The organism is Stenotrophomonas sp. YJH_SMC_36, from assembly GCF_059369935.1.
The window spans coordinates 214,408-239,819 of sequence record NZ_JCAFTD010000004.1 but is presented as its reverse complement, the minus strand read 5'-3'; the positions used below and the strand labels follow the sequence as shown (position 1 = coordinate 239,819).

At 66.4% G+C, this 25,412-nt stretch carries 24 protein-coding genes; 9 read left to right on the top strand and 15 right to left on the bottom strand.

All coding sequences use genetic code 11. The features are described from left to right. Window positions 1-4: 4 nt before the first annotated feature. From AC5P76_RS09700 to AC5P76_RS09675, 6 genes are read left to right on the top strand one after another with little or no spacing between them, the layout of a single operon-like run. Window positions 5-640, top strand: coding sequence for a 2-dehydro-3-deoxy-6-phosphogalactonate aldolase (locus tag AC5P76_RS09700; RefSeq protein ID WP_065182277.1), 636 nt, complete (start codon window positions 5-7; stop codon window positions 638-640). Then, complete coding sequence (gene dgoD / locus AC5P76_RS09695; RefSeq protein WP_065182278.1) at window positions 637-1,785, top strand: galactonate dehydratase; 1,149 nt, start codon at window positions 637-639, stop codon at window positions 1,783-1,785. Before AC5P76_RS09700 ends, dgoD begins: the two co-directional genes overlap by 4 nt. Window positions 1,786-1,790: 5 nt before the next feature. Then, the gene (locus AC5P76_RS09690; RefSeq protein WP_111186937.1) at window positions 1,791-2,555 is read left to right on the top strand and encodes an SDR family NAD(P)-dependent oxidoreductase; all 765 of its coding nucleotides are present in this window, start codon (window positions 1,791-1,793) and stop codon (window positions 2,553-2,555) included. Then, window positions 2,552-3,487 carry an SMP-30/gluconolactonase/LRE family protein gene (locus AC5P76_RS09685; protein WP_253118503.1) on the top strand — a complete coding sequence of 312 codons (936 nt, stop codon included), beginning with the start codon at window positions 2,552-2,554 and terminating at the stop codon, window positions 3,485-3,487. The genes AC5P76_RS09690 and AC5P76_RS09685 overlap by 4 nt, the downstream gene beginning before the upstream one ends. After that, a complete protein-coding gene (locus AC5P76_RS09680; protein WP_111186935.1) occupies window positions 3,484-5,043 on the top strand; it encodes a sodium/sugar symporter in 1,560 nt (519 codons plus the stop codon). Before AC5P76_RS09685 ends, AC5P76_RS09680 begins: the two co-directional genes overlap by 4 nt. A 5-nt stretch (window positions 5,044-5,048) precedes the next feature. Further along, entirely contained in the window at window positions 5,049-6,101 is a 1,053-nt protein-coding gene (locus tag AC5P76_RS09675; protein ID WP_253118504.1) for a sialidase family protein, read from the top strand. A gap of 9 nt (window positions 6,102-6,110) precedes the next feature. Here the strand turns inward: AC5P76_RS09675 and AC5P76_RS09670 are convergent, their stop codons facing one another. From AC5P76_RS09670 to AC5P76_RS09615, 12 genes are all read right to left on the bottom strand, one after another. Further along, on the bottom strand, window positions 6,111-6,533 hold the full coding sequence (locus AC5P76_RS09670) for an H-NS histone family protein (protein ID WP_053515935.1): 423 nt from the start codon (window positions 6,531-6,533) through the stop codon (window positions 6,111-6,113). A gap of 77 nt (window positions 6,534-6,610) precedes the next feature. Then, on the bottom strand, window positions 6,611-8,092 hold the full coding sequence (locus tag AC5P76_RS09665) for an OprO/OprP family phosphate-selective porin (protein ID WP_253118505.1): 1,482 nt from the start codon (window positions 8,090-8,092) through the stop codon (window positions 6,611-6,613). A gap of 32 nt (window positions 8,093-8,124) precedes the next feature. Then, entirely contained in the window at window positions 8,125-9,165 is a 1,041-nt protein-coding gene (locus AC5P76_RS09660) for an alpha/beta hydrolase (protein ID WP_065176069.1), read from the bottom strand. Window positions 9,166-9,224: 59 nt separating this feature from the next. Beyond that, entirely contained in the window at window positions 9,225-10,514 is a 1,290-nt protein-coding gene (locus AC5P76_RS09655) for a serine hydrolase domain-containing protein (RefSeq protein ID WP_429000957.1), read from the bottom strand. 90 nt (window positions 10,515-10,604) lie between these two features. Further along, a complete protein-coding gene (locus tag AC5P76_RS09650; RefSeq protein ID WP_253118507.1) occupies window positions 10,605-11,555 on the bottom strand; it encodes a DUF2268 domain-containing putative Zn-dependent protease in 951 nt (316 codons plus the stop codon). Window positions 11,556-11,574: 19 nt separating this feature from the next. Then, window positions 11,575-12,258: a hypothetical protein gene (locus AC5P76_RS09645; RefSeq protein ID WP_053515858.1), complete on the bottom strand. Its 684-nt coding sequence runs from the start codon at window positions 12,256-12,258 to the stop codon at window positions 11,575-11,577. Window positions 12,259-12,269: 11 nt separating this feature from the next. Further along, window positions 12,270-12,866, bottom strand: a complete 597-nt coding sequence (locus tag AC5P76_RS09640; protein WP_065182292.1) for an NADPH-dependent FMN reductase — start codon at window positions 12,864-12,866, stop codon at window positions 12,270-12,272. A gap of 81 nt (window positions 12,867-12,947) precedes the next feature. After that, window positions 12,948-14,171 carry a hypothetical protein gene (locus tag AC5P76_RS09635; RefSeq protein ID WP_253118508.1) on the bottom strand — a complete coding sequence of 408 codons (1,224 nt, stop codon included), beginning with the start codon at window positions 14,169-14,171 and terminating at the stop codon, window positions 12,948-12,950. Further along, window positions 14,168-16,699, bottom strand: a complete 2,532-nt coding sequence (locus AC5P76_RS09630) for a TcfC E-set like domain-containing protein (protein ID WP_253118509.1) — start codon at window positions 16,697-16,699, stop codon at window positions 14,168-14,170. Before AC5P76_RS09630 ends, AC5P76_RS09635 begins: the two co-directional genes overlap by 4 nt. An 83-nt stretch (window positions 16,700-16,782) precedes the next feature. Further along, on the bottom strand, window positions 16,783-17,280 hold the full coding sequence (locus AC5P76_RS09625; RefSeq protein WP_053515864.1) for a CS1 type fimbrial major subunit: 498 nt from the start codon (window positions 17,278-17,280) through the stop codon (window positions 16,783-16,785). A gap of 66 nt (window positions 17,281-17,346) precedes the next feature. Continuing rightward, entirely contained in the window at window positions 17,347-18,090 is a 744-nt protein-coding gene (locus AC5P76_RS09620; RefSeq protein WP_253118510.1) for a CS1 fimbrial subunit B flags: Precursor, read from the bottom strand. A 172-nt stretch (window positions 18,091-18,262) separates the two neighbouring features. Next, on the bottom strand, window positions 18,263-18,685 hold the full coding sequence (locus tag AC5P76_RS09615; protein WP_197571405.1) for a hypothetical protein: 423 nt from the start codon (window positions 18,683-18,685) through the stop codon (window positions 18,263-18,265). 377 nt (window positions 18,686-19,062) lie between these two features. On the opposite strand from AC5P76_RS09615, the gene AC5P76_RS09610 reads away from it, so the two are divergent. Next, window positions 19,063-19,368, top strand: coding sequence for a hypothetical protein (locus AC5P76_RS09610; RefSeq protein WP_154582308.1), 306 nt, complete (start codon window positions 19,063-19,065; stop codon window positions 19,366-19,368). A 35-nt stretch (window positions 19,369-19,403) separates the two neighbouring features. Here AC5P76_RS09610 and AC5P76_RS09605 read toward each other — a convergent pair whose 3' ends face one another. Then, complete coding sequence (locus AC5P76_RS09605) at window positions 19,404-19,607, bottom strand: hypothetical protein (RefSeq protein ID WP_065176077.1); 204 nt, start codon at window positions 19,605-19,607, stop codon at window positions 19,404-19,406. Between the two features lie 90 nt (window positions 19,608-19,697). Next, window positions 19,698-20,342 carry a LuxR C-terminal-related transcriptional regulator gene (locus tag AC5P76_RS09600; protein ID WP_253118511.1) on the bottom strand — a complete coding sequence of 215 codons (645 nt, stop codon included), beginning with the start codon at window positions 20,340-20,342 and terminating at the stop codon, window positions 19,698-19,700. 83 nt (window positions 20,343-20,425) lie between these two features. Here AC5P76_RS09600 and AC5P76_RS09595 point away from each other — a divergent pair, with 83 nt between their 5' ends. Continuing rightward, window positions 20,426-21,064, top strand: a complete 639-nt coding sequence (locus AC5P76_RS09595; RefSeq protein WP_065176079.1) for a response regulator — start codon at window positions 20,426-20,428, stop codon at window positions 21,062-21,064. A gap of 264 nt (window positions 21,065-21,328) precedes the next feature. After that, window positions 21,329-23,761: an ATP-binding protein gene (locus tag AC5P76_RS09590; RefSeq protein ID WP_253118512.1), complete on the top strand. Its 2,433-nt coding sequence runs from the start codon at window positions 21,329-21,331 to the stop codon at window positions 23,759-23,761. On the opposite strand, the gene AC5P76_RS09585 is transcribed toward AC5P76_RS09590, so the two are convergent. After that, entirely contained in the window at window positions 23,735-25,309 is a 1,575-nt protein-coding gene (locus AC5P76_RS09585; RefSeq protein ID WP_111186921.1) for a S15 peptidase family protein, read from the bottom strand. The two genes, AC5P76_RS09590 and AC5P76_RS09585, sit on opposite strands and share 27 nt — an antisense overlap. Window positions 25,310-25,412: the final 103 nt, after the last annotated feature.

Genomic DNA, 25,412 nt, shown 5'->3' with positions numbered 1-25,412 from the left:
CACCATGAGCACCGCCTGGATGCAACCCCTCCCCTTGGTTGCCATCCTGCGCGGGCTCACCCCGCAGGAAGCGCCCGCCATCGGCGCGGCGCTGGCCGAGGCCGGCTTCCACATCCTGGAAGTCCCGCTGAACTCGCCGCAGCCGCTGCAGAGCATTGAACTGCTCGCAAAGCAGCTCGGCGATCGCTGCCTGATCGGTGCCGGCACCGTCCTGTCCACCGCGCAGGTGCAGGACGTGAACAATGCCGGTGGCCGGCTGGTGGTGATGCCGCACGCGGACGTGGAGGTCATCGCCGCCGCCCACGCCAGCGGCATGGTCTGCACGCCCGGCGTGGCGACGCCTACGGAAGCCTTCGCTGCCCTGCGGGCCGGTGCGGATGCACTGAAACTGTTTCCCGCCGAACAACTGCCCCCCCCGGTGCTGAAGGCGTGGTCCAGCGTGCTTCCCGCCGGCACGCCGCTGCTGCCCGTCGGCGGCATCACCCCGGAGCGCATGGCCGCCTACCGCCAGGCAGGTGCCGCCGGCTTCGGTATCGGCTCCGCCCTGTATGCCCCCAAGACCCCCGCGGACGACGTCGCACGCCGCGCGCGTGCGTTCATCGACGCCTGGAACAGAACGAACACGGACTCCCCCGCATGAAGATCACTGCCATCACGACCTATCTGGTGCCCCCGCGCTGGCTGTTCGTCCGCATCGACACGGACGCCGGCATCTGTGGCTGGGGCGAGCCCATCGTCGAAGGACGCGCGCACACCGTGGCGGCGGCCGTGGAAGAGCTGTCCGACTATCTGGTCGGCAAGGACCCCCGGCACATCGAAGACCACTGGAACGTGCTCTATCGTGGCGGCTTCTACCGTGGTGGTCCGATCCTGATGAGCGCACTGGCGGGCATCGACCAGGCGCTGTGGGACATCCATGGCAAGGCACTGGGCGTGCCCGTGCATGCCCTGCTGGGCGGCCCCGTGCGCGACCGCATCCGCGTGTACTCATGGATCGGCGGCGATCGGCCGGCCGACACCGCCCGTGCCGCCCGCGACGCCGTGGCACGCGGTTTCACTGCGGTGAAGATGAACGCCACCGAGGAAGTGCAGTTCGTCGATAGCCATGACAAGGTCACGCGGGTACTGGAGAACGTGCAGGCCGTGCGCGATGCGGTGGGCCGCGATGTGGGAGTGGCCGTGGACTTCCATGGCCGCGTGCACAAGCCGATGGCCAAGGTGCTGATGCGCGAGCTGGCGCCCTTCGGGCTGATGTTCATCGAAGAGCCGGTGCTTTCCGAGCACCTGGAAGCCATCCCGGAACTGGCCGCCCTTTCGCCTGCGCCGATCGCGCTGGGCGAACGCCTGTACTCCCGCTTCGACTTCAAGCGCGTACTGCAGACCGGTGGCGTGGACATCCTGCAACCGGATCCATCGCACTCGGGTGGCATCACGGAAACCCGCAAGATCGCGGCCATGGCCGAAGCCTACGACGTCGCCATCGCTCTGCACTGCCCGCTCGGCCCGATCGCGCTGGCGGCCAACCTGCAGCTGGATGCGGTCTGCTACAACGCCTTCATCCAGGAACAGAGCCTGGGCATCCACTACAACGCCAGCAACGATCTGCTGGACTACCTGGTGGACCGCGCGCCCTTCGAGTACAGGGAAGGCTTCGTCAGGATTCCCGACGGCCCGGGGCTGGGCATCGAGATCAACCAGGCCTACGTTGACGAGCGAGCCGCCGAAGGCCACCGCTGGCGCAACCCCATCTGGCGCCATGCCGATGGCAGCGTGGCAGAGTGGTGAGCGCCATGACCGATCAGGCACGTTATCCCAGCCTTGAGAACCGCGCGGTGCTGATCACCGGTGGTGCCACCGGCATCGGCGCCGCCTTCGTCGAGCACTTCGCGCGGCAGGGTGCGAAGGTCGTCTTTCTCGACATCGACGACAGCGGCGCCCAAGCACTGCTGGAAAGCCTGGGCGACATTGCGACTGCCCCGCGCTATCTGCATTGCGACATCACCGATATCGAGGCACTCCGGTCCGCCATCGCCCACGCGCGCATCCTGGCTGGACCGTTCTCGGTGCTGGTCAACAATGCCGCCAACGATGCTCGTCATGCCCTGGCCGACACCGGCATCGCGGACTTTGAACGCAGCATGGCGGTGAACCTGCGCCACCAGTACTTCGCCATCCAGGCGCTGGTGCCGGACATGCGCGCCCTCGGCGGCGGTTCGATCATCTGCCTGGGTTCGACGGGCTGGATGATCAAGAACAGCGGGTATCCGCTGTACGCGGTGGCCAAATCCGCGGTCCACGGCCTGGTCAACGGCCTGGCCCGGGAACTGGGGCAGGACCGCATCCGCATCAATGCGCTGGTACCGGGCTGGGTGATCACCGAGAAGCAGCAGCGGCTGTGGCTGGACGCGGAGGGCGAAGCACAGCTGCGTCGTGCGCAATGCCTGCCGGGCTATCTGCGCGCGGATGACCTGGCGCGCGCCGCCCTGTTCCTGGCCGCCGATGACAGCCGCATGTGTACCGGCCAGGACTTCATCATCGACGGAGGCTGGGTGTGAGCGGGTCCGCCACTGTCGCGGTGCCGGCCGCAAACACCCTGGGCGAAGGCGTGCTGTGGTGTGATCGCGAATCGGTGGTGTACTGGACCGACATCGCGCAGGCGCAGCTGTGGCGCTATCGCCCCGGTGACGGCGCGCTCACCCGCTGGCCGATGCCGGAGCGGCTGGCCGCACTGGCATTGTGCGAAGCCGAAGGCTGGCTGCTGCTGGCGTTGGCGTCGCGGCTGGCATTCTTCCATCCGGCGCGCGGCGAGCTGCGTGACGTGCTTGTGCTGCCCGACACAGGGGCGCGTCTGCGCGCCAATGATGGCGCCTGTGACCGCCAGGGCCGCTTCGTGTTCGGCATGCTGCATGAGCCCACGAACGGTCCGAAGCAGGCCGTCGCACCCTTCTACAGGCTCACCGCCGAGCTCGTGCTCGAGACGCTTCCGCTACCGACCGTGGCGATTGCCAACAGCGTAGCGTTCAGTCCGGACGGCCGCACGATGTACTTCTGCGACTCGCTGCAGAAGCAGATCCTGCGTTGCGATTACGGCGACAGCCCGGGAGCGGTAGCTGTGTTCGCCGATCTGCGGGCCGAGGATGGCGAGCCCGATGGCAGTGTGGTCGATGCCGAAGGCGGACTCTGGAATGCCCGCTGGGGCGGTTCGCGCGTGGTGCGCTACCGGCCCGATGGCCAGCAGGACCGCATACTTTCCGTCCCGGTCGCGCAGCCCACCCGCCCGGTCTTTGGCGGCAGCACGCTGCGAACGATGTTCATCACCAGCGCGCACGACGGCCTGGACGCGGCCGCGCGCGCGCGCGACCCCTTCGCCGGCCATCTGTTCGCCACCGACGCCGGCATCGCCGGCGTTCCCGAACCCCGGTTCGCCGGCAACCCCAACGACGTGCCGCCGTGCCCACAGCGCGGACCCATCGCGGAGCTTCCATGAGCCTTTCCACCCTGGATATCAGCATCGTGCTGGCCTATCTGGCCGGCATCTTCATCCTCGCGCAGTGGGTTTCCCGCGAGAAGGCCGGCCGGCAGAAGTCGGCCCAGGACTACTTCCTGGCCAGCCGCAGCCTGCCGTGGTGGGCGATCGGTGCCTCGCTCATCGCGGCCAACATCTCGGCCGAACAGATCATCGGCATGTCCGGCTCGGGCTATGCCATCGGCCTGGCCATCGCATCCTATGAATGGATGGCGGCGATCACGCTGCTGATCGTCGGCAAATGGTTCCTGCCGATCTTCCTGCGCAACGGCATCACCACCATGCCGCAGTTCCTGCAGGAGCGCTACGGCAACCGCATCCGCACGCTGATGGCCGTGTTCTGGCTGGGCCTGTACGTATTCGTCAATCTCACCTCGATCCTGTGGCTGGGTTCGATCGCCATTGCCGGCGTGGCAGGCCTCAACCAGGACGTGGCGCTGGTGCTGCTGGGCGCCTTCGCACTGGCCTATCAGCTGTATGGCGGCCTGAAGGCGGTCGCGCTGACCGACATCGTGCAGGTCTCGCTGCTGGTTCTGGGTGGCCTGCTGGTCACCTTCATCACGCTGGGCCAGATCGGCAACGGCAGCGTCACCGACGGCTTCATGCAGCTGTGGCAGCAGCATCCCGAACGCTTTGAAATGATCCTCAGCAAGGACAACCCGTTCTACAAGGATCTGCCCGGGCTGTCGGTGCTGCTGGGCGGCATGTGGATCGCCAATCTCAGCTACTGGGGTTTCAACCAGTACATCATCCAGCGCGCACTGGCCGCCAAGGATCTGCGTGAGGCGCAGAAGGGCGTGGTGTTCGCAGCGTTCCTGAAGCTGCTCATTCCGGCCATCGTGGTGCTGCCCGGCATCGCCGCGGTCATGCTCGCCCCCGGCCTGGAACGCCCGGACGCGGCCTACCCGACGATGCTGGCGCTGCTTCCCAGCGGCATCCTGGGCCTGGTGTTCGCCGCGCTGGTGGCCGCCATCGTTGCGTCGCTGGCATCGAAGATCAATTCCGTCGCCACCATCTTCACGCTCGACTTCTATGCCAAGCGCGCGCCCGATGCCTCGGAAGCCAGACTGGTGCGTGTTGGCCGGTTCGCGGCGTCCGTCTCGATCATCGTGGCGGTGCTGACCGCGCGCCCACTGCTGGGCGGGTTCGACCAGGGCTTCCAGTACATCCAGGAGTTCACCGGCTTCTTCACCCCCGGCATCGTGGTGATCTTCCTGCTGGGCCTGTTCTGGAAGCGTGCGAACGAAGCCGGTGCGCTGGCTGCGGCGGTCGGCTCCTTCGTACTGTCGCTGGCCCTGAAGCTGCTGTGGCCCTCGCTGCCCTTCATGGACCGCATGGGCGTGGTGTTCCTGGTCACGCTGTTGCTGGGCGTAGGCGTCGCGCTGGGCACCCGCGCCAGTGGCGATCGTGATCGTATCCGCACCGACGATGTGAGCTATGCCACCGCCCCATCGTTCAACGTCGCTTCGCTGGCGGTGCTGGCGATCCTGGTGGCCCTCTACGCAACCTACTGGTGACCTGGATGCGCCTGACTGTCCGACACGCATTCGTTCTGCGCAGTGGTATGCGCTGCCTCGCCCTGCTGGCCCTGACCGGGTTCGCCTCTGTGCTGCACGCAGCGGAGATCACATGGACCGGCGCCGCCACCGTGGCTGCCCGCAACGCGGGCTGGGGGCGATTGGCGCAGCTGCCGGATGGCCGCTGGCTGGCAGTGACCACGCGCTTCAATGAAGGGCAGCCGACCACCCTGCAGCTCTCGATCAGCAGTGACCGGGCCCGCAGCTGGGCGCCCTGGTCCGACGTGGCCGAGCCCGGCCGGATGATCGACAACGGCGAACTGCTGGTGCTGCCGGAGGGGCGTGTGCTGCTGGCGATGCGTTCGCTGGTCGAAGGCGTCTCCTACCGGCTGCATCTCTATGCCAGCGACGACCTTGGAGCACACTGGACCTTCCTGAGCACCCTCGCCGGCAACGAGGCACCGAACGGGCGCAAGGACCGCGGCGTGTGGGAGCCGGTGTTGACGCGCCTGGACGACGGCACGCTGTCGGTGGTGTATGCCGATGAAACCCGCGCCGATGAGCATCCGTCCTACAACCAGGTCGTTTCACAGCGACTGTCCAACGATGGCGGGCGCACCTGGGGACCTGCGATGACGATTGCCGAACAGCCCGGCGGTGGGCAGCTCCGGCCCGGCATGCCCGTCATGGCACGCCGCCCCGCCGGTGGCTACCTGATGGTGTTCGAGACCTGCGGCGATGATCCGCAATGCCCGGTGTCGTACAAGGTCTCGACGGACGGGCGGACCTGGCCGGCCGGCCTCGGTACGCCGCTCGCCGACCAGCGCTGCGGCCCCCACGTCATGACCAGTACGCGCGGGGTGATGTTCGTGACCTCGTGCCTGAACGAAGTCAGCTGGAGCGAGGACAGCGGATCGAGCTGGCGCACGGTGACGCCTCCCGCATGGCCGCTGGGTTTCCGCCATTCCTGGCCCGCCGTGGTCGAGCTCGGCCCTGCGGAGATCGGCGTCGTGAACGTGGTGGACGGCGCAGTGCAGATCCGTTTCGGGAGCTACTAGGGGCGCCCATCACTTCTGCTTGAACACACTCCTGCGCCCGATGACCACATCCTTGCCCGTCGTCGGCCTGGCCAGGCCCGGAATCAGGAAATCGGTCGCGCTGCGACCGTGCCGGGTCTTGTCCGCAAGCCAGCGCGGCATGCGCCCGCGACCGGTCCAGGTATTCCGCCGGTTCTCGGGGTCGCGATATTTGGGTGCGACCTTGCCTGTCTTCCGGCGCCTGCGGGAAGCGCCGCCCGCAGGCACGGACACCGCGCTGGCGCCGGCGAACAGTTCCTCGATTGAATAACCGCATTCTGCGGCGGCGGCGACCAGTTCACGCCTGACGACGGCCGCGGAACGTCGCTGTGCGAGCAGCTGCAGCCGCCGCTCGGCGGCCGCGATGAGTGCCTTCAGCTGCCGCTCGTCCAGCGCCTTGATATCGATATGCATGGCACGCAGCGTGGTGGGGGCGCCGTGACCTGTCAAGGGATGCTCCGCGGGTGCCGCACCCGGATCGCCGACCGGGCTCAGAACGAGACCTGCGCCCGTACGCCGACAGTATTGCCGGAATCCGGCCCCTGGGCATTGCCCACCTTGTTGTCGGTCTTCCAGTGAACGTAGTTCAGCATCAGGCGTGACCAGTTGTTGAGGTACCAGTTGAGCCCGAGCGTCCATGCCGTGCCCTCGCCGCCGCGCGCAGCATCAAGGAAGTCGTAGCGGTCATAGCGGGCCGCCAGCTCGAAGGCGCCGATGCCGCCTTCCTGCACGGGGCGAAGTACGCGCGTGGTACCCCATACCCCGGAGCGGCTGCTGAATCCGGGACGCTCGCCGGTGATCAGCCAACCTGCGTAGACCGATGTGGCCTGCTGGTCGACCGGGTCGACCGTGCGCGACTCGATGGTGCGCGTGGTGTGTTCGGCAAAGGCCCACACCGGGCCGTACACCCCGCCCAGTTCCAGGCCCCAGGCGCGGTTGTCGGTGACGTTGGCGATGGAACTGGCCGATACGCGCACGTTGCCGTTCCAGCCCAGTGCGATCGGCGAGGTCTTGTTGATGCTGCCGACGTCCTGGCCGAGATCCTCGTACCAGTACCAGCCGCCCAGGTGCAGGAAGCCGGCCTGGCCACGCAGCGGGTTCCAGTGCGCGCGCAGCAGATACGCAATCGTGTCGCTGGCCGTGCTGTCATTGCCGATATCGTCGCCGGTCACCGCGACGCTGGCATGCCAGCCATCGCCGATCACCTTGGTGGTGACGCCCAGTCCGTAGTACCCGCTCTGCTGGGCGCCCACCGAGGCCACGGCATTGCGCTGCATGAAAGGCGTGTTCACTCCACTGGTGCCACCGTCGAGGCCACGGTCCTTGAGCTTGTTGCCCACGTAGATCTCTGTCGGCAGCCCTCCCATCCGCGTGTCCCAGGACAGGTAGGTGTCCTTCAGTGATACCTCGTTGCCAGCAAAGTCCGCATCGATCTTGTAGCCCAGCGGTCCCATCTGTCCCTCTGCACCCAGGCGGCCGCTGGCCAGATCGGTGCCGGTGACGTTGCGCGCGTCGAATCCGGATCCGTGGGTGGTGCTGAAATCCACCAGCACGCGGCCACGGGGATGGAAAGTGAACTGGCCATCACTGCTGCGCAGCTCGGGCCCACCCTTGCGCCAGCGCACATTGCCATCGCCTCCCCCACCAGTCGCGGCAAACTGGGCCACCTGTGCCTGCAGAATGGCCAAGTCGTCCTGCCGGGTGTCGGCGATTGCGGCGGCTACCTGCGCGTCAACGTTGGCGTCGCTGCCGGGCACTGCGGCAGCGCCCTGCGTTCCCCCTTCCAGCGCAGCCAGGCGTGCGCTCAGCTGCTGCAGCAGGGTTGCCTGTTCGCGCAGCTGTCTGGCCTGCTCCTGCACCTGTGCACGCAACCCGGCTTCGGTATCGCTGGCCGCGGCCAGCAAGGAGGGTGACGCCAGCAACAGGCCGCCGCCGGCAGCCGCGGCGAGCGCGGCACGCTTCAGTGAATTCATGGAGTTCTCCCGAATGAAGTACGGTGCGCGGCTCAGTCGCCCGCGCCATCGTCGTCCAGCGCAGGCTGGGGCTGAGGTGCAGCGGCCGGCATCGCCAGGCCACCGTTCGGGGGCAGCCGCGCAGGCGCTGGCCCGAGGTAGCCGTGGCTGCGTGCCCAGTTGGCGAAGAGCCGCGGCCACTGCGCCACCAATGTGCCGGGCCGGCCCAGCCCCCAGCTGTGGCCTCCGGCCTCGAACAGATGCAGCTCCACCGGAATACCCGCTGCATGCGCGGCCTGGTACATCGCCACGCTGTGGCCGACATCCACGATGCGGTCATCCACGGCCTGGGCCAGGAACACCGGCGGCATGTCCTTGCGGATGTGTTCTTCGACCGAATACGCCTGCTGGGCGTCGTCCTGGCTCGCCAGCTCCCGCTTCGACCGGGTCTGGTCCAGCGGCGCACGCATTGAAACGACCGGATAGATCATGCCGAGGAAATCCGGCCGCGCCGACAGCTGGTCGGCCGCATCCACCGGCGCATACAACGGGGCATCGAAGCGCGTGGCGACGATCCCGGCCAGGTTGCCTCCAGCGGAAAAGCCCAACGCGCCGATGCGCTCCGGATCGACCCCCAGGCTGGGCGCCTGTGCGCGCATCAGCCGCATGGCGCGCTGGCCATCCTGGAAGGGCGAGACAGGTGCCCATCCATCGGCAGGCAGCCGGTAGTAGACGACCGCAGCCGTGACCCCCAGCGACTGCAGCCACTGCGCCGTCGGCTTGGCGGCGCTGCCGATCTGGATCCGGAAGTAGCCGCCACCGCCGAAGATCACCACCGCGGAGCCGTTCGGCTTCAGCGGGCGATAGATTTCCATGCGCGCATCGCTGATGCCCGAGACCGCGCCCTTCGCGCTGCCTTCGATCCCGATCCGTTCCGGGCCACGCGCGCGTTGCTGCCAGTGGTCCTGCGGCCACAGCGGAACCACCTCGGGTGCAGGCACCGACGATGCCGCCGGCGCCGCACCCGCAAGCAAGGGATTCAGCAGCAACACAAGCACTGCCAGCCTGCGCAGTCTCCCCATGTACAGACTCATCTCACGCCCCTCCCGTAGGCCTTCACGGGACGAAGTGTGCGTCGAGCGGCGCCGGGCTCCTATAGCCGGATGGGACTAGCTGTGCTGCGTACTTCTGTGTGCACTGCAACATCATCCTGCGCCCCGCCGATGCCCGTGGCGGGCGCAGCCAACGCAGGCATCGACTTCGCCAGGCGAATGATCTCCGCTGGAAACGTGGCGTAATCGTCGACCGGGAAGGCATGGCTTTCCCTGCGCTGGATCAGCCGGACCGCGACGATGCGCTGCTCCGGTACGACCACCAGGTGCTGGCCAAGATATCCATTGGCGGCGTAGGCGCTGACCGGACCACGCTGGGATTGGAAAAGATCGGCGATCTTCAGCCCGCGGCCGGTGATCTCGGTGGCGTACAACGGCTGCCAATCGTCGCCCAGCTGCTGGCTGAGATGCGCCATCAGCGCCGACTTGCTGGCAAAGGTGCTGCCTTCCGCCGCCAGCAGCGCATGCTGAAGCCGGTCAGATACGCCGCGCTCCCGGAGCGTGCGCTGCGCATCATTCCGCAGCGTGTATCGCTCCCATTCCGGCAGCCGCCACCACAGTAGTCCGACGTCCGCAGACTGCGCACTCTCGACGGTCATCAAGGAGATCGCGTGTTCGCTCATCAGGCGCGTTCCGTCCTTGGCCACGCCGCCATCGAGCATCAGCTGACCAATGGCGGCCAGGTCCCGGGCTGACAGGGAGAGCCCGGCCATGCCCAAGGGCGTGCCCGCTTCATCCTTCATCCAGTCGTAGCGCGTGATCCCCAGGGGCCTGAAAAGGCGCGCCTCCAGATAGGCATCCACGGGCCGGCCGGCCAGGCGGGCAATGATGCCCGGCAGAAGATTGGTGGCCTTGTTGTTGTAGGAGAACGCGCTGCCGGGCACGGACGTGATTTCCGCTGCGAGCGCGAGCTGCACGAGATCCGGCGCAGATTCCAGCTCGACCCCCGCGTTGGGAACGTTCTGCAGGCCGGAGGTATGCTCCAGCAACATCCTTACCGAGATGTCCCGCTTCTGGCCCTGGCGCCATTCCGGATAGATCGCACTGACCGGTTCGTCCAGCGACGCAAGCTTCCCGTCATCGAGCAGCAGGCCGATCGCCAGCGCCATGATCGACTTGGTGGCCGACATGAGGTGAATCGGCTCGCTGGTCGAGGCCACATCCAGCAGTGGAACACCGTCCTTCTGGATCAGCACAGCGTCGGAATGGGCAGCACGCCCGTTACGCTCGATATCCGCCAGCACCTCGGCAGGCGACTGCCTGGCCTCGGCGAAAGGACAGTACAGCGCGAACGCCAGCAATACGGACGCCACGTGTCGGATGGCAGACAAGGCAATGCTCCTTCCTGGGACATGCGGTCAGAGTGGCGATGGAGGCAGACCGCCTGCAGTGCCTGAAGTCATGGCTTCAGCACGACCTGCCTACCGCGCCGCGGTACTGCCGGGAACGCACGCCGGCGTCCAACCACTGGCGCTGAACAGCGCCTCTGCGGTTTCGGGCCTTACATCCAGCAGCTCGGCAATGGCCTTCTGCCTGTCGTCGGCGCGGTTGACGTACGCCCGCGCGATGCGCTGCCCGATCCAGTAACCCAGATCGCCGCGGCGGGTGTCGTCGCCAGGGCCGTTGTACAGCCACCGCGACAGGTCGGTGCTGTCGCGCTGCGCGGCGAATTCCCGTTCCAGGGCGCATTCGCGCCCTGCGGTCCAGCGCTGCAGATGGCTGTTGGCGGCCTGTCCGGAGATCAGTTCACCCACATACTCTGCACCGCCCTCCAGCAGCGTCTGGTACAGCAGCGTAGGCGCCGGCACTTCCACAGCGGCACCGTGCTGTTGCACGTGCACATACTCGTGCGCGATCAGGTGCACGAAGCGTTCCGTCACATCGGCCTGCATCCAGTCCGCGTTGCAGAGTGTCTCCAGGCCGATCACCACGCCGTCCGGCGTGGTGACGCCACCGGTGGTGCCCCGTCCGACGAGGAGGGTGACCGGAGGAAAACGGGCCGACGGCACGATCTCGCCGAGATTCCGCAGCGCACGGGTCACTCCACTGCGGATGCCCGGCAGTGCCGCAGCACACGTACGCGCCTTCACATACAGCGCCGGCTTCTGCCGGATTGCATCGGCAAGCCGCTGCATCGAGCCGATACGCAGTTCGCTGAACCGATGCAGCGCATCGCTGCCCGGCTCCAGATAGCGGCGCTGCAGCAACAATGCATCCGGCCTGCCACCGCTGGCGTCCATCACCGCGAAGAAGCGTGTCACATCATCGGTTCGCACGATGGGCGCGCGCGCCCGGGTCTCCGCCTGTGCGGCCGTCGCCAGCAAGGCTATTGCCAGCCCACCGGCGATCCATCTGCAGATGACCGATGCCATCGACCGCCGCGTCCGGCGTCTACTGCGCACCGGCTTCCGGGGCCAGCGTATGCACCACCCTGCCCTGTGCATCGAGGAACTCGATGGCACCATGGCCTTCGGCAGTGACGGTCAGGCGCAGGCGGGTCCGGTCCTGCTTGTCATTCAAGGCGATGGCCGGCGTGCCGTCGGCGCCCACCACCATCTGGATACGCGTCGGAACCTGCACCCCCGGTACCAGCTTGTTGCCCAGTGCGGCATCGCGGATCGGCGGCGGTGCCTGGTTGATCGAGAAGCGGACCTCGCCATCGGGCGATACCCGCCAGCCGATCGCATCCATGGCCGGGTGATCCAGCGCCAGCACGGCCATCCCGCCCTCGATGTCAGCGGTGCCGAACCCGCCGCGTTCACTGCCCTTGTCGTCGTACAGCACCATGCCCGCGACGTTGAACGCGCGCTTGTACTGGATGCCATCGATGATCGGTGCCGGCGTCTGCCCCGACAGCGTCATGCGGATCACGCCCTTGTCATCCACGATGTCGATGCGGCGGGCTGTGATCCGCTCGCTGTCAGGACGTTCGACGCGAGTCTGCGGCGAGCGGTCGACAATCAGCCGCTGCAGCTGCTCGGCCGACGGGCGCTTGGTGCTCTCGTCTGACTCGGCCCAGGCATTGCCGGTCAGCATCGCGGCCAGTGCAAGGGCAAGGCATCCAATCGGTTTCATGCGAGTGTGGTTCATGGCGTGCGCTCCCCGCGCAACTGGTGAATCCAGCTCTGGAACCCCTCCAGGAAGCGGTGCAACCGCTTGCGGGTGGCGTCATCGAAGTCATTCGTTGCGGTGTCGAGTGCCGATGCCGCCTCGGCAATGTACAGCTGCGGCGAGGTCATGACGAGTGCCCCCATCGCGGCCAGCGCGTGGCGCAGCTGCGATTGCGCCAGCCGTGTGCCCCACCGCCCCGGGGTGGCGCCCATGATGGCGACCGGCTTGCCGGACAGCACCTCACCCAGCGCGGCATCGTTGCGCGACAGCCAGTCCAGGGTGTTCTTCAACACGCCCGGCAGGGACTGGTTGTATTCGGGCGTGGCGATCAGCACGCCGTCGGCCGCAGCAACCGCAGCACGCAGGCGCATCACGCCGTCCGGACCACCCGCAGCGTCTGCTTCCAGGTCTTCGTTGAACAGCGGAATGTCAGCGATGCTGTCATGGACGGTCAGCGACAGGCCGGCCGGCGCCGAGCCTGTTGCAGCGTCGATCAGGTGCCGGTTGTAACTGTTCCGGCGCAGGCTGCCGGCGAAAGCGAGTACGCGCAGGGGGGCGGAATTGTCAGGCATCAGAGGTTCCCAGGAAGGACCGGATGGAGAGCACTCGTCCGAATGCTCTGCCGATGATGCCAGACACCACACGTCGCAGCGCTATGGATCTGCGTCGAACACCACGGTGACGCTGCCCTGATACGTGGTGCCCGGGTGGTCCAGCATCTTCCGTACCGGCTCGCCGTTCACGGCGAACCGAAGCGTCGACGAACGCCCGATGATGACGGCATCGGCGGTGAATACAGGCGGAGGCTGGTTCACCCGCAGCGGCAGATCCACCACCTGGCGGCCGCTCGCGCGATCACGAAAACCTGGCAATGTCAGGCTGACATCCAACGGAACGTCATCGGCATCAACGCTCGTATTGCGGATCCCGCAGCGCCCGTCTGCCTGCAGGTGCTCGCACTGCATCGAGACACTGAACTGGCCGGAACTGCTGATGTGGAACGGAACTTCCTGCTGCAGCCGCGCCGGTGCGATGCCATGGTCGGTCCACTGGCTCCACCCGCCTCTGGGCGCCAGCACCGCGTGATCCATGCCAGGGGCCACATCCAACCGGAACGCGTGGCGCACCTCCAGGCGGAAATGCACGTTCACCAGGCTGTCGGACAGGGATACCCGGTGCCCGAGGTCGAAGTCACTGCCCTGCCCGGTTCCCCCGAACGAGAAGCGGGTCGAACCGGTGTAGATGCCACTGCGCATCTCCAGCGGCGCCGGGGTTTCCAGCGCATAGACGAAATCCAGTGCTGGAATGGCATAGTTGTTGGTGTTCACCCAGTGCAGGCCGCAGGCGACGGCGCCCTGTCCATCGTCGCGGCGCAGGAGCATGCGCATGACAGTATAGGCACTTGATCCTGTCACCCCATACGAGCAGTTGTTCGGTCCGCCGCTGGAGTAGAACCCGCTCGACGCCCCGTCCCTCTCCTCGTCGGTGAACCGCATCGCCGCCCCGATCACCCGCAGGGTAAGGTCGAAGCTGCTGGCGCCATCCTCGGACGTGACGGTCACGATGCGCGGTGCCGGCATCGCGATATAGAAGCCGTCCGGGCCGTAGTCCGCATTGCGGATCACCTCCTTGCTGCCACGGACGGTCGTATCGATGCTCCACCAGTTGTTGGCGATGCAGGTCGCCATATGCGCATTGGCACAGACCCCGCTCCACGGCGTGGTGTTGACGAATCCCCGTTGGTTGGGGTTTGTCAGGTCAGGCTTGAACTCGGCCGTGATGTACACGTCGCCCGCCTGCGCGGCCAGGGCGGGCAGCAGCATCGACACGCCGAGCGTGAGCCGGCGAAGGAAGCGGCACAGCAGATGGAACATCATGGCGCTTCTCCAGCATGGCCGGCCGCAGCCTGTGCGGCCACGGCCGAAGGTGGACATCTGAGGATGCCAGCCATCCACATCTCCCCACGCGGGCGGGTTGTGCGGCCATCCAGCTCGAAACTGCACGTGCTGATGTCCGGATGACGCACCACCAGCGTCGGCATCCGGCTGTTCATCTCCAGGGCGAAGAAGCCATCGGCCTCGGCGACACTGCGCCCGGCATGATTGACCACGTGCGCACCCGCGAGCGGCCGCCCCTGCGAGTCCTGCAGATGGCCCATCACGGTGATCGTGCTGACGACATCGACCTGGTTGTAGGCGATGCCGCCCTTGTTGAGGTGATAGGGCAGCACCGACGGCTGGATCGCGGCGGCCGGCGCATGGTGATCATCGAAGTCGAGCTGGATCGACCCGGGCCTGTAGGCGGACACCGGCAGCAGATTGCGGCCGGGGCGCAGGATATGGGAACCGCCACGGCTGTCGTGGGCACGGATCGTGGCGCCGGCCAGATCCGAACGCACATCGATGATCATGCCGGTGTCAACCATGCTGGCCTGGCCGTCGCCTGCGATCGCCAGGGAGCCTCCGCCCACGGCAAGCGTGCTCTCCAGATTGACGCCCCCGCTCACACCACCGTCCAGCGAAGAGCGCTGCAGATGGAGATCCCCGCGCAGTGCAGCCGACTCGAAGTGGGCGTTGCCGCCCAGGCCGATGCCGGTGCTGTCCACGGTGACCTGCCCGGCGACACTGTGCACGATGCTGTCTGCGAAGCGCTGTTGTACGCCTGCGCTGGCGTAGACGTCACGGCCACCCCGGGCCCCGGTCCGTGAGCCAAGGCTGCCACTGTAGCGGCGCCCATCCTGGCCGAGCGCGATGTTCAAGGTGAACTCCACGCCACGATTGCGTCGCAGGCCCGAGCTGATGCTGCCGGGGCGATCGAAGACCGAGGCCCGCCAGTTGGCGTCACTGCCGAACAGCGTCTGCCGACGGCTGAATGAAAGGTCGAAGCCGGTGCCGCGGCTGATGCCCTGGCTGTGTGAGATCCGGGCCGAGAGCTGGCCATGCCGGCCGAACCCGTGATTGACCCCGACTGCGGAGGTGCGCAACCAGCCCTCGCGCACGGGCGCGCTGGTGTACCCGGGAAACGGCGGAGGCTCGATGAGGTCGCCCTGCGCCTGCCAGCTCCGCGTATGTGAAGCGATCACGCTGCCATTGCGGTAGCGCAGCAGGCCCTGCAGGTCCACGCCCTTGCCGGTCCGGTTGGAGGTATAGGCATTCGTGTAGAGATTGGCCCAGTCATTGACCTGCCAGTCGACTGAACCGGCAAGCGAGCGCTCGTCCCCGATGGATTGCACGGCAACGCCGAGCACCGCACGCGGATGCGCAAGATAGTTGACCACGCCGCCCACGGCAGGCCGGCCCGCGCCGGGATCATCGAAGCTGTCCAGCAGGCTGTCCTGCACGCCGGCAAAGGCACTGTAGCGCCAACGCCGGCTGGGATCGCGCCACTGGGTGGGTTTGTGGATGATGGATGTCGTGCGTGACGTCTCGCGTCCGTCCTCCATCACACGCAGTTCCACTTCATAGATGCCGCCAGGCAGACGTCGCGTCTCCACCTGCTGAAGCCCCGGACGGACCGCCTGGGTCAGGATCAGGCTGCCGTCACGGTAGACCTCGACGCTGCCCTCGCGGTTGGCAGTCACGTATACCGGGTACAGGCTGGGCGAACGACTGTCCACCAGCAGCGTATCGGACGAACCGGCCATCACCCCGAAGGTGGTGAAACGGGTGCGTCCTGCGCCACGGGGCTGCCGTGTAACGCCGTCGAAATTCGGGAGGAACCATCCTGCACGCAGGAAATGGTCCTTGAACTCACGCTGCGCGTGCAGTGACTGCAGGACATGGCGGACGCGACGATCATCCTCGCCGCTGCGGTCCGCCTGGTAGCTGGCGTCCAGTGTCCAGTTGCCGACGCTGCCCTGTGCGGCGAGCGCGTAGCGACCGGCAGCCCGCTGGCCCTCCCCGCCATAGGCATTCAACTGGTGGCGCAGGATCAGGCCACTGCTGCCGGAATCAGGCAGCGACAGGTGGCGCTGCACCGCCAACGCCTGGCCGGCCGCTTCGGAGGCGATCGAAAGCAGGGAGCTCTCGAGGCTGTAGTGCAGGCCGGCGAGCCCATCGCGGCACGGCTTGGTGCACGGGCCGAGGGCATGAGGGGAGCCCAGCACGGCCAGCCAACGCTCGCGCTCGCTCTCGGGCTGGGTGCTGCCGTGCGCGTCGGTGAACTCCAGCAACGATACCGCGTTGTCGCGGGTAAGCACGGCGCGCGCGTCACCCAGGTACTCGCCGTCCCGTTCTACCCGGACCACCAGCGGCACATCGAAGAAGTGATCGCGGAAGTCATCCGGCAGGGCATCGGACTGCTCCAGCAGATTCAGTGTGTCCAGCGCGCCCTCGGCAGCCAGCACGGCAGGCGCGGTGCAGAACAGCGCGAGGGTAATGGCGAGAGGGAGGGTGCGCGGAGACATGATGGCTTCTTGTTGAGTCAGAATGAGGCGCGCGCCCGCTCTCCCGGGGGGAGCGGGCGCGCCCGGTCTGCACAGGACTGTGCTTACGGCGAACGGCTTTCGAACATCATCGAAACGGTGCCGCTGTAGTTGCCCTGCAGGTAGTCGCCGCCGGCCGGCGCCGCTGCGATGGACACGAGGGCACGCTTGCCAGCCGCAGCCTCGACTTCAGTCGCGACTTCAACGGCGGCGGCCGGGCCCACGTCCAGGGTCTTGCCGGCCACGGAAACCGTCATCGGCATTTCACCGGCGTCTGCCGCCAGCTTGGCGTCGTAGGCAAGGTGCGCAGTGATCGCGCCCAGGCCGCTCTTCATGTCGATCTGCTTCTGCACCGGCTCCAGACGCTGCGTGGTCATGTTCCACGGCAGGTCCTGGGTTTCGCCGGCCCAGTCACCCACGGGGGAAATCTGCAGGCCGGTCGGCGACGGCACGGTGGCCGTGACGTTGATCTGCAGCGGGAACTGCTCCGGATCGGCGAAGGCGACGGCCGGCGACAGGGTCAGGGTGGCCAGGGCGGCCACGGTGATGGACTTCAGGTTCATTGCAATTGCTCCAGGGTTGGAAAATGCCGACGTGTGCGGCGGTGGACGCAGCTTCAGAGGAAGCTGCTAGTCGAGCAGGACGGATTTGCGGGATTTCCCCTCGACGATTTCAAAGCGATGGTCTTGGCCAGGCAGATGTGCGAATGCCTCGCTGCGTCCGGGCAACAGATGCACCCTGCGCGACGCTCCGCATTGCCCGGGCTGGGTGCCGGTGCTGCACTGGCGCACGTTGTCGAGCACCACGGTGCTGTTGCCCGCGTTGTGCACCACGGTGCGGTCGGCCTGTCGATCAGTGCGCAGATCAGACAACGGCTTTTCCGGATGCACGATGACGAAGACGCCATAGCCGGTGAGCACGTTGACGCCGGCCGCGATGGAACGGCGATAGTCTTCGGACTGCGCCTCCGTCAGCGCGAACTCGTCCTCCTTCTTCGGCAGGACAGGCACGAATCGGACACGGTAATAGCGCTCCTTGTCGCGATCGCCGTGATAAAGCAGCCGTGTGGCCTGCTGCCCCTGGCGCGGAACGATGAGGCGCGAAGGGCTGGCAATCAGGGCATTGCCACCACCGCCATACACACCCGGCTCCACACCGACCTCGTAAGGCGTGTTGTCCTCCGTGTAGCGCACCTCGGTGACCTGCACACGCACGAATGCCGTGGCGTCACCGCTGTTGCGGACACGCTTCAGCAATGCGCCCTGGTCGGGCAACAGGTACTCGTACATGGCGCCGACGTGGATCGACGGCATTTCGGCGCTGGCGAACGTGGGCAACAGCAAGGCTGCGCCCAGCAGAATGAGGCGTTTCATCGGAGCTTCCTTGAGGTCGGGGTGCGGCGTTGCCGACACCCTCTTCATCGAAGGGCGCTACGATAGGGACGGATACTCTGCCTGGGTATGCAACTATTCCGAATAATTCGAAATCCCGGGCCGCGCGGATGAACGGCTCAGCTTCGTGTACTGCGCACGCTGTAACAGGGAATCAGCGGGTCGCGCCGCAGCTGGAACAGTGGTTCGACAGGCCCATCAGAGCGATCACATGCTGGCGGACCGCATCGTCGGCGCACAGGATCATCACGCCTTCGCCATCGGGCACCGAACGGAACATGCCGTGCAGGGTGATCGGAGCGGCGGTGCGTGTGGATATGGCAACGGTATGGATGCGACCGCGGCCGCACGCGCTGCGCAGCGCACGCTGCTCTGCCCCGGTGGCCTGCCTTCCTGCGTGACCGACGCCACGGGGCTCCAGCCCGATGCTCACCGTCAGTGACCGGCCCATGAACCGGCTGGTGATCACCGGCACATCGCGATCGGGGAATCGGCACAGGAAGGCAATGTGGCTGCGCACGCCTGCCTCTTCCGATGCAGATGACAGCCCCAGGATGGCACCTTCATCATGGGGCATCGTTGCGGAGTCCCGGCACAGGCAGTGACGCAGATCCGACAGTACTCCGGCTCCCGCTGCGAACATCGTCTTGACCCCCTCGACATGGTCCATGTAGGTAACAGCCCCCTCGCCGCTTCCTGCGCCGGCGCGCCGTCCATGCTATGTCCGCCGGCTGGAGCACTCAATCGAACAACTCCGAAGTTCAGCGCGGATCGCCCTGTCCGGCCAGCTCGGCAACGAATGATTGATAAAAGTTCTATGGAAAGAACGCGGACTTGATTGCACTGTTGCCATATTGCACTGCAGCGAAACCCGCTGGAGTTGCACTGTCGGCGCGATGGCGCGCCGTTTGACCCGGCCGGAGATGCGGTGTTCGGATGCGTGTGTGCTTTCTGATGAAGTTCGACCTGCGGCGTGATCGCCATGGCCTCGCGCCCCCGCTCTACGCCTACGTCTGTGCCCATGCGACATCGCGGGAGATCGCACTGCGCAAAGCCTCGCGCGTGCTGTCGAGAATCGTGATGGACGACAGTCAGACGAAGTGGATGATGATGGAGTGCAAGGACGTGGTGCAGGCATGTCGCTCCGGGCTTCTGCCCGTGGAAGAGACACTACTGGAGCAGGCAAGCGCGGCGAGGTCCGGCGTTGCTGCACTGTATCGGGAATCGGTGCAGATCGTGGGCGTCACGGAACAGCGATGATGTGTGCGGGCGCCCCACTCCACACGCGTGGCCGCCTAGGCCTGCCGGGGCACGGCGCTGCGACCGCCCACCTCGTCGTGACGATGGTTCTCCCACGTGCTGCGCAGCTGCCTCCGCTGCGGCGCGGACGCGTACATGTAGCCGTTCAACGAATCAAGGAACCACCGCTGCTGCTCGACATCCAGTGCAGCGAACCGTGCAAGCACTCCGGCTACGCAGGCATCCAGTTCAATGGTCATTCCGCTCCCCCGGACTACGAGTTAAGTTGCAGTCACTGTATGGATGGCAGTTCACTTCCACAATCGAACTAGTTTGCAAATGCCGCAGGCCTATCCGCCATCGGCACAGGTCACCCAGCCATTGGCAGCAGCATAGCGATGGACATCGATGGTGCTGTTGAGGCCGAGCTTCTTCATCGCCGAGCGCTTCTGTGCACTGATGGTCTGTACGCTGCGGCACAACTGGCGGGCCACCTCGCGCTGGCTGTAACCTTCGACCAGAAGGCGCAGGACCTCCAGCTCGCGCCCGGACAGCACCACGCCCGGCAACTGCTCATGCAGCGAAGCGAGTTCGAGCATCCGCGGCGACAGGTGGTTCCTGCCGACCGCCGCGGCGAGAATGGCCGGTGGCAGGTACTCCAGCGGATCGGACTTGGCAACGATGCATTTCACGCCGGCCCGCTGCGCATGCTCGATGATGTGGCTGCTCTCGTTCCCGGTGAGCAGGACGAGCGCCGTGCGAGGAAAGCGTCGCAGGAGGAAGCGGATCAATGAAAGACCGTCTCCGTACTCGCCACCCGGCATCGAGTAGTCGATCACCGCGACCTGCACGCTGGTGGTGGCCAGCAGGTTGACGAGCTCGCTCGAATTCCTGGCACACCCCCGCAGGGACAGGTCCGGGTGTGCGGCGATGAGCCGGGCAACGCCGATGGTGACCACGGGGTGATCATCGGCGATGATGAATTCGACAGGCATGTTTCGCGCCTCCTTCTGTTGACGCTTGTCAGGTTGGCCGTGAAGTTTCCTGTTCGCGAAAACGCAATGCGAAGGAAAACACTATGAAAGACCGAGTCGAGGATGTTGTCATTGCCGACGATCATCCGATTACACGCTTTGCGGTTGAGGCGATCGTCGATGAGCAGGCAGGATTCCAATGCCTGGCCAGCGTTGCAAACGGCGTCGAACTGCTGGACCTCCTCGCTGTCCAGCCTGCCGATGTTGCCGTCGTCGACTACTCCATGCCCGCTGGCGACGGCTGCGATGGCCTGGCGTTGGTGGATACGTTGTGCAGCAGGTACCCGGCACTGCGCATCGTGGTTCTCACCGCGCTGGACCAGTGGCCGATCATCCAGGTTCTGCTCACGCGCGGGGTGGCCGCGGTGGTCAGCAAGTCGGATGACCTGCGGCATGTCGCCAGAGCGTTGCTGGCCGCATCCCAGGGACGCCGGTATTTCTCACCCGCCATCCTGGCCTGCCGCGATGTGAACGGATTCGATTCCGCCGGCGAACTGCTCTCGCCTCGCGAAGCACAGGTGGTACATCTGCTTCTGGCGGGCAAGGGTGTGAATGAGATTGCGCTTGAGCTGGCGGTCACCAAGCAGACGGTCAGCACCCAGAAGCGTGCGGCAATGCGCAAGCTCGGCGTGAGCAGCAATGCCGAACTTTTCAGGTTCGCATCGGAGTTGGGACTGGAATGAGCGCGTCTGTCGACGGGCGCGCCCAGGGTCGCGTTGGCACCTCGTGTAGTGGGAAGGCGGCAGCGGGCCGGGGCACGAATGATGTACGGCTCGTTCAGGTTCTCCAATACAATTAGTTGCAAAGACGCATCGGGCACTCTTTGCTAGCCTTCCAGCACCGAAATGGAGGAGCACCGCGGGGTGACAGCACCGCGTCGCCACGGCTTCTTCAGCACAACGTCCCGTGAGATCCGCTCACGTGCTTTGCCCGCCTCTGGAAGGCCGATGAAACGATCAACAGGAATGGCCGGGCTGCTGGCTGCAGCCGCGCTTCTGCTCTGCGCGCTTGCCACGGGAGTCCATCACTCCTCCCGCAACGACGACGTCACGCAGGCGCGCATCATCCGTGTGGCCGCCGATCCGCAGTTGGATGGAGGGCGTGCGGTTGGCTTCGCCACCGGGAAAGGTGCTTCCGCCTATCGCTACATGATGCACATCGCCGGGCTGGCGGGCGTCCGCTTCGAGTTCGTGCCCACCCGATCACCTGCGGACGCCTATTGGCACCTTCAGGCAGGCACGGTGGATCTGGTGCCTTCAGTCATGGACCTGGGTCTTCCCCAGGATGACCGCTTCCTGGTCTCGCCGCCCTACTACGAGGGTAGGACACTGCTGTTCTCGCGCGCGGCGGGGCCCGGTTTCGCTACGCTTGGCGCGCTGGCCGGCCACGTGGTCGCCGTACGCGAGGGCAGCCAGTACGTTGACTGGATCCGGCGCCATCATCCGGATATCAAAGTGCTGGAGTTCACGGGAGTGCCGCAGATCCTCGGTGCGGTCGAGTCGGGAACGGCGGATGCGGCGCTGGGAACCGATGCGCTGTACAACCCGGTGATCCGCCGATACTTCCAGCATACCCTGGTCGCGTCCGGTGCGGTCGCGGAGCTGCCGATCGTGGTGCGTGCGGTGGTCAGGCGCGAGGACAAGGCGCTGCTGGACACCATCGACAGCGGACTCCGCGCGCTTTCGGTCGCCCATCACCGGGATGTGATCGATGGCTGGCTGGAGACGGTGTACCGCACGCCGCCCTCGGTCGGCGCAATCCTGCTGTACTACCGGACGGAAGCGATTTCCGCCGCGCTCATCCTGCTGGCGCTGGCGTTCGCGGCCTACCAGATGAAGCGATCACGGGATCTGGCCAAATGCGCCGCGCAGGAGAAGGCAAGGATGCTGGCCGTGGTCAGCCATGAAATCCGCAATTCGGCCAATGCGCTGCTTTCGGCAACCGACCTGCTCGGCAAGGGACCCGTGCTTCTGGAGCAGGAAGAGGCCCTCGATGCAGCCCTGGCCAGTGCCTCCAGCCTCAGTCTTCTGCTGAACAACGCTTTGGAGTACTCGCGATTTGAAGGAGGCAGCCGCGCAGCGGAGCCAACGCGGGTCGCGCTGCGCCCCCTGATCGAGGAGTCGGTGCGCGCGTTCCGCCCGCAGGCGCGCGAACGCAACGTAACCTGCCATGTGGAACTGCCCGGTGGCGAGCCGGGCGATCTGTGGATCGATCCCATCGTGGTGCGGCAGGTGGTTGTCAACCTGTTGTCCAACGCGATCAAGTTCACACGCAACGGTGACGTACGTGTGCGCCTGTGGGTGGAGGCCGGCACGTCCGGGCACTGCACGCTGAACATCGAGGTCATCGACAGCGGCATCGGCATGAGTGCCGAGGAGCGCGACGCCTTGTTCTCCGACTACTGGCAGAGCCAGCAGGGACGCGCCCTGGGCGGTGCTGGCCTGGGCCTGTCCATCTGCTCGCGCATCACGCAGCGGCTGGGGGGTTCCATCCAGGTGGAGAGCAGCCCCGGAAAAGGCAGTCGCTTCCACGTCGTGCTTCCCGCACGTCACGCGCGAGCCTGCGAAGCTTCCGCTCCCACGCTCGCACTGCAACAGCAGGCGACCGCCACGCCCGGGAATCCATCGGTACTGATCGTGGAGGATCATATCTACAGTGCACGGATGTTCAAGGCGCAGATCGAGGCGATGGGGCTGTCGGTGACCTTGGCGACGGATGCTGCGCATGCCCTGCGCGTAATCCGGACGGCTCCTCAGTTCGGCTCGATCCTGCTGGACTGCAACCTGCCCGACATGGATGGCTACGCACTGTGCCGGCGGATCCGCGCGATTGAGCACTCGCGGCGGCAAGGACGTGCCAGCATCCTGGCGATCTCAGCGATGGAGGGCGTTGAACATGCGAAGGAGTGCGCCGAGGCGGGGTTCGATCACGTCGTGACCAAACCTCTCTCCACCTTCCAGCTCAGGGCCTGGCTGGGCCGCGGACCGGGGGACGAGATCGCACGCGGAATGCTGGAGATCTTCTGGGAATCGTATGACAGCGACCTGCAGGCTCTCCAGGTCGCGGTCGAGGCGGGCGTCTGGGGCAAGGCCAGCGACATGGCCCACCGCATCTGCGGCAGCGCGGCCATCGCTGGCGAGCGTGGCATCGAAGCCATCGCGCGGGCCCTGATGCCGGCACTGCGCCAACGCACGGCAGACCCGGCGTCGGCCAGTGACATCGCCCGCCTCATCGAAGACCTGCGATGGTATGCGGCGCATGGCACGCGGATGCAGCAGGCGCCGCTGGCAGCGGCGCCGTGCGCTTCCTCCGCCGCACGCGGCCGCGTCCCCGTCGAGGAACGCGGCATCGCCTCAGTGCAAGGGCACCCGCAGGACTGAAGGTGCGTTGGCCGGGGAACTGAAGGTGACCGTTCCGCCCAGCTGGCTGACGCCGGCATAGCGCAGGTCCACGGTGTCGATCACCAGGGTCAGCCGGCTTCCGGCCGGGATGTTCCAGCTGCTCGCTTCAAGACGCAGATCGAGCGTGCTGGCCTGCCCTGGGGTCGCGCTGCGCAGGGTGTACGGCTTGTGGCTGATCAGCTGCCCGTTGCCGAGGACGTCCTCGACGAACAGATACGCATAGAGCGTGGTGTCGGCCCGGCTGGGGGTGACGGTGACGCGCACTTCCGGCATGCCGTCCAGGCGACGGGCGCTCCAGTAGACCGGGCTCTGCCAGACGCCGGCGGCATTGCGGCCGATGAAGGGCACGTAGGCGCCAGGCGCAACGTTGATCATCTGCAGGGAGCCGGACACCATCGCGACACCGGAGTTGGCAGCGGTCGGCAGGCCACTGCCGATGCGGTAGCTCCAGCCGCTGCTGCGCCCGTTCTCGACCAGGCCGCCCGTGGGAAGCAGCAATCCGCCCGGCGCGGTCAGCGCGTACTGGGTCGCCCCGGCACGGGTCGCCTGCCAGTCTGCATAGGTGTTCCAGCTGCCCTTCTGCGACTTCAGCTGCACGGCCGGGGCACGATCGATGCCGTTCGCCACGCCCTTGAGGTAGTGATCGAACCAGTCCCCCACCGAGGCGTAGACCTCATTCGGCACCCCCAGCGCACCCAGCGCCTCGTTGAGGGCATGATCGCCATGACGCAGCTGCAGCTGCTTGGGGCCAGTCAACGCATTGAAGAAGTCCACCAGCTGGCCGGGCGGGAACAGGCTGTCGTTGAAGGCATTGGCCAGGAAAATGGCGGGGCGGTTGGCGTTGATCTCCGCCACGCTGGCCGATGGGCTGCGCAGTGCCGCAACCGGCAGCAGCGATTCGACCGCGCCCTGGAAGTTGCCGGTCACCACCCTGCGGTTGATCGTGGCCAGCTCCTCACCGGGACGGCCGGTGGCCAGGCCGGCGGCCACCAGCAGGGCAATGCCCTGCGCGCTGGGCGTGTTGTTGCTGTACAGCGCCGCCTGCAGGTCGGCCCAGCCGCTCAGTGCGGCCACTGCCTTGATGCGCGGATCACGCGCCGCCGCCAGCAGGCTGGTGCCGGCGCCGTAGGAGATGCCGGAGACACCGATGCGGGCAGGATCGGCCCGGGTGTTGTCCAGCGCCCAGTCGATCAGCGCGCTGACATCTTCGACGGTGGCGGGTCCGGCGATGTCGATCGCCCCACCCGACTCCCAGAACCCGCGCGAACTGTAGCTGAGCACGATATAGCCACGCTGGGCGAGCGCCTGCGCGACGCCGACATATTCCACGCTGGGAACGGCCCAACTGCTGGGCATGACCAGCAGCGGAAGGCGTCCCTCGCCCTGCCCCTGCGGCTGGATGACGAATACCCCGAGCGGTGTTCCGTCCCAGCTGGGTATCGTCTGATGGGTGGTGGTGACGGTCACCGCCCAGGCGGCAGGTGACAGACCGGTCAACAGGATCAACAGCAGCAGCATCTTGCGCATCGTCGTTTCTCCCCGTCGCTGCAGTGCGACGAGCCGGACCGTACCAGTGCGAATGGTGGGAGACACCTTGCGACGCAACATGGCGGGAACGCCCCGTCTCGCC